We start from the raw sequence: 4,185 nt of genomic DNA, 5'->3' as shown, positions 1-4,185 counted from the left end.
GGTCCACGCCTAAGCGTCGCGGACCATACGCACCCCCATTTCACCGCAACATCCCGCGGCTACATCAACATCCCATCCACACGTTTTGGCCTATAACCCCCCAGCGCAGAGGCTCCGCGCGTCGCGCATGCGACGTGTGGAGAAGCGGCTGGGGATGCACCCCGACCAGAACGTGCACACGCCCCAGGCTCGCTCACACCCCGATCCTCTACGCTGGAATCGCTATGACGACGCCCCGCCTGGTCGCCTTCGACCTCGACGACACCCTCGCCCCTTCCAAGGCCGCGATCGATGCCCGCATCGCCGAGCTCCTCCTCGCCCTCGCGCGCCGCGTCGAGGTCGCGATCATCTCCGGCGGCAACGAGGAGCAGTTCCGCACACAGGTCGTCGCCCGGCTCGGCGACGCCGACACGGAGCTCCTGCAGCGCATCCATCTGCTGCCGACCTGCGGCACGCGCTACCTGCGCCACGACGGATCCGGCTTCTCCCTCGTCTACGCCCGCGATCTCAGCGAGCAACAGAAGACCGCCGCCCTCAGCGCCCTCGAGGAGGAGGCACGGCGCCTCGGACTCTGGGAGAGCGAGACCTGGGGTCCGATCCTCGAGGACCGCGGCTCGCAGATCACCTTCTCCGCCCTCGGCCAGAAGGCGCCCCACGATGCGAAGAAGGCCTGGGACCCCGACGGATCCCGCCGCGCCGCTCTGCGCGATGCCGTGGCCTCCCGCGTGCCCGATCTCGAGGTCCGCTCCGGCGGATCCACCTCGATCGACATCACCCGAGCGGGCATCGACAAGGCCTACGGCATGACCGAGCTCGCCGAGCGCACGGGCATCCCCTTCGCGGAGATGCTCTTCTTCGGCGACCGCCTCGACGAGGGCGGCAACGACTACCCCGTCAAGGCCCTCGGCGTGCCCTGCGTCGCCGTGGACGGCTGGGAGGACACCGCGGACCACCTGGACGCCCTGCTGCCCGTCCTGGAGGCCGCTCCCGCCGCCCCACGCGCGCGCTGACGACGCCGGGCGCTCCCGCTAGCCCTCGGGCGCGCTGTATGCCCCAGCGGGCGCAGCCGCGCTGCCAGGCGCTCCGGCGCCTCGGGACAGCCGCCGACGCCTCAGTACGGCGACGGCGTCGCGCCCGAGGCGCCCCCGGTCAACGCGCCGCGACCGCCGCCGCGCCCTGCGCCACCGGCACCATGCGCGTGAGCTGGGTGACGTGGCGGGGCTCCAGTTCGGCGAGGGACGAGACGCCGAGCAGGCGCATGGTGCGCTCGATCTCGCTGCGCAGGATCGCGATCGTGCGGTCGACGCCCCGGCGCCCGCCGGCCATGAGCCCGTAGAGGTAGGCGCGTCCGATGAGGGTGAAGTCGGCACCGAGCGCGACCGCGGCCACGATGTCAGCGCCGTTCATGATGCCGGTGTCGACCATGACGGTGAAGTCGTCGCCCACCGCCTTGCGCACCTGCGGCAGCAGATGGAACGGGATCGGCGCACGGTCGAGCTGGCGCCCGCCGTGGTTGGAGAGCACCACGCCGTCCACGCCGTGCGTGTCTTTCAGCCGCAGCGCGTCCTCGACGGTCTGCACTCCCTTGACGAGGAGCTTGCCCGGCCAGATGCCCCGGATCACCTCGAGATCGTCATAGCTGATCGTAGGGTCCATGGCCGCGTCGAGCAGCTCTCCGACCGTGCCGCCCGTCGTCGACAGCGATGCGAACTCGAGCTTCGGAGTGGTCAGGAAGTCGATCCACCACCACGGTCGCGGGATCGCGTTGATGATCGTGCCGAGGGTGAGCTGCGGCGGGATCGAGAAGCCGTTGCGCTTGTCGCGCAGACGGGCGCCGGCGACCGGGGTGTCGACCGTGAACATGAGCGTGTCGAAGCCGGCCTCGGCGGCGCGGCGGGTGAGGCCGTAGGAGATCTCCCGGTCGCGCATGACGTAGAGCTGGAACCAGTTGCGTCCCGCGGGGTTGGTCCTCTTGACGTCCTCGATCGAGGTCGTGCCGAGCGTGGACAGCGTGAAGGGGATCCCCGCGGCGGCCGCGGCGCCCGCCCCGGCGAACTCCCCCTCGGTCTGCATGAGACGCGTGAACCCCGTCGGCGCGATCCCGAACGGCAGCGCGCTCGGGCCGCCGAGGATCGTGGTGGACGTGTCGAGTTCGGGCGCCGGGGCGAGGATCCCCGGGTGGAACTCCACGTCCTCGAACGCCTGGCGTGCGCGCGCCAGCGACAGCTCGCCCTCGGCGGCGCCGTCGGTGTAGTCGAAGACCGCCTTGGGTGTGCGGCGCTTCGCGATCGTGCGCAGATCCGAGATGGTCAGAGCACCCTCGAGGCGACGCTTCGTACCGTCGAGCTCCGGGGCCTTGAACTTCATCAGGTCGAAGATCTCGGCGGGGTTGGGAAGCTGTCGCTGCACCATGGTGGGTCCTTCCGATCAGGGAGTCGTGGCGCCTGCGCCGGCCAGGCCGGTCGCGGCGTAGTAGCCGGTGATGTGGTCGTGGACGAGGATGGCCGCCGTGTCGGCGCGCCCCTCGTCGATCGCGCGGACGATGTCCCGGTGCTCGGCGCGCAGCCTGTCCGCCATGCCGGCCCAGTCCGGGATCCCCGCGGATCCGGTCCGCACGTAGGATTCGATGCTGTCGCGCAGCCCCGTCATCATCGCGGCGACCACCGCGTTCCCGCTGGCCTCGGCGAGCGCCAGATGCAGCTGCGCGTCGAGCGCGAGGAAGTCGGCGGCGCCGAGGTCGGCGTCCATCGCGTCGAGGAGGCGGTGGACCTGGGCCATGTCGCCCTCTCCCCCGGCCAGAGCCGCGACGACGGCCTGCTCCAGGATCAGGCGCGTGCCCACGACGTCGGCGATCGGGAAGCCCTGCGCGGCGACCTGGAGTCGCAGCAGCGCGGACAGTCCCCCTCCTGGCGCGGCGATGACGATGGCGCCCGCCTGCGGGCCGGATCCGGTCGACGTACGGATGAGACCCATCACCTCGAGCACGCGGATCGCCTCCCGCACGCTGGACCGCCCCACGCCCAGCTCGGCCGCGAGATCGCGCTCGCTCGGCAGCCGGTCCCCCGGGCCGAGCTCACCGTCGATCAGACGCTGCTCGACGTGCTGCAGCACCGTGCGCCAGGTGCGCGCGGGCGCGTCCGTCCCTTCGGCCATCGGTCCTCCTGTGGTCAGACCACACGATACCCCCTGTGGTCAGACCACGCAACGCACCCTCCACAACCGAGTCGTCCCCATCAGCGCACGCCATGGGGTGCGCTGATGGGGACGACTCGGAAGGTGGGGTCAGCCCAGGCGGCCGTGGGACTCCTGGAGGTAGCAGTGGCCGCAGAGGGACTCGTATGCGACCGGTCCCTGAGCCTGGCGGAGGGCGCCGTCGATCGCGACCTGATCGCCGTCGAACACGAAGCGGTCGCCGATCCGGCGGCCGTTGAAGACCGCCTTGCGCCCGCAGCGGCAGATCGTCTTGAGCTCCTCGAGCGTGTGCGCGATCGCGAGCAGCCGCCCGGAGCCCGGGAACGCGTGAGTGAGGAAGTCGTTGCGGATCCCGTACGCGAGCACCGGGATGTCGTCCTCCACGGCGATGCGGAACAGGTCGTCGACCTGCTCCGGCTCCAGGAACTGCGCCTCGTCCACGAGCAGGCAGGCGACGTCGGATCCGCCCTGCTGCGCACGGGTCCGCTCGCTCCGGAACAGCTCCCTCGCGCTCTCCCCCGCGGCGATGAGGAAGTCGACCTCGCGGGTCATGCCGAGGCGGCTCTCGATCTGCGAGGCGCCCTTGGTGTCGATCGCGGGCTTCGCGAGCAGCACCTGCTGGCCGCGCTCCTCATAGTTGTAGGCGGCCTGCAGCAGCGCCGTGGACTTGCCGGAGTTCATCGCTCCGTAGCGGAAGTACAGCTTGGCCACGGCGCGGGATCAGGCCGTCAGATCGAGCGTCTTCGCCGTGGCGCCCATCGACGCACGCGCGTCCGCGGCGGAGTCGTTGAGCTTCTCGCCGAGCGTCGGGATCAGCTTCTGAAGCTTCGGCTCCCACTCCCCGTACTGCTCGGGGAAGCAGCGCTGCAGCACGTCGAGCATGACCGGAACGGCCGTGGAAGCGCCGGGAGAGGCGCCCAGCAGGCCCGCGATCGTGCCGTCGGCGGCCGCGACCACCTCGGTGCCGAACTGCAGCTTGCCGCCCTTCATGAC

5 protein-coding genes are annotated in these 4,185 nt (G+C 70.9%); 1 reads left to right on the top strand and 4 read right to left on the bottom strand.

All coding sequences use genetic code 11. From position 1 onward, the window contains the following. The first annotated feature begins 224 nt into the window (after positions 1 to 224). A complete protein-coding gene (locus B7X32_RS19065; RefSeq protein WP_292723316.1) occupies positions 225 to 1,010 on the top strand; it encodes an HAD-IIB family hydrolase in 786 nt (261 codons plus the stop codon). 139 nt (positions 1,011 to 1,149) lie between these two features. On the opposite strand, the gene B7X32_RS19060 is transcribed toward B7X32_RS19065, so the two are convergent. The 4 genes from B7X32_RS19060 to B7X32_RS19045 form a co-directional block, all read right to left on the bottom strand. After that, on the bottom strand, positions 1,150 to 2,412 hold the full coding sequence (locus tag B7X32_RS19060) for an alpha-hydroxy acid oxidase (RefSeq protein ID WP_292723314.1): 1,263 nt from the start codon (positions 2,410 to 2,412) through the stop codon (positions 1,150 to 1,152). A 15-nt stretch (positions 2,413 to 2,427) separates the two neighbouring features. Further along, positions 2,428 to 3,153, bottom strand: a complete 726-nt coding sequence (locus B7X32_RS19055; protein ID WP_292723311.1) for an FCD domain-containing protein — start codon at positions 3,151 to 3,153, stop codon at positions 2,428 to 2,430. A gap of 129 nt (positions 3,154 to 3,282) precedes the next feature. Beyond that, the gene (locus B7X32_RS19050) at positions 3,283 to 3,903 is read right to left on the bottom strand and encodes a thymidine kinase (RefSeq protein WP_292723308.1); all 621 of its coding nucleotides are present in this window, start codon (positions 3,901 to 3,903) and stop codon (positions 3,283 to 3,285) included. A gap of 9 nt (positions 3,904 to 3,912) precedes the next feature. Then, positions 3,913 to 4,185, bottom strand: a 273-nt coding sequence (locus B7X32_RS19045) for a malate:quinone oxidoreductase (protein ID WP_292723305.1), incomplete at its 5' end; no start/stop codon positions are given.

The organism is Microbacterium sp. 13-71-7 (genome assembly GCF_002257455.1).
Taxonomy (GTDB): Bacteria; Actinomycetota; Actinomycetes; order Actinomycetales; family Microbacteriaceae; genus Microbacterium.
Note: the sequence above shows the minus strand (reverse complement) of the source record. Positions and strands in the feature narration are given on the sequence as shown.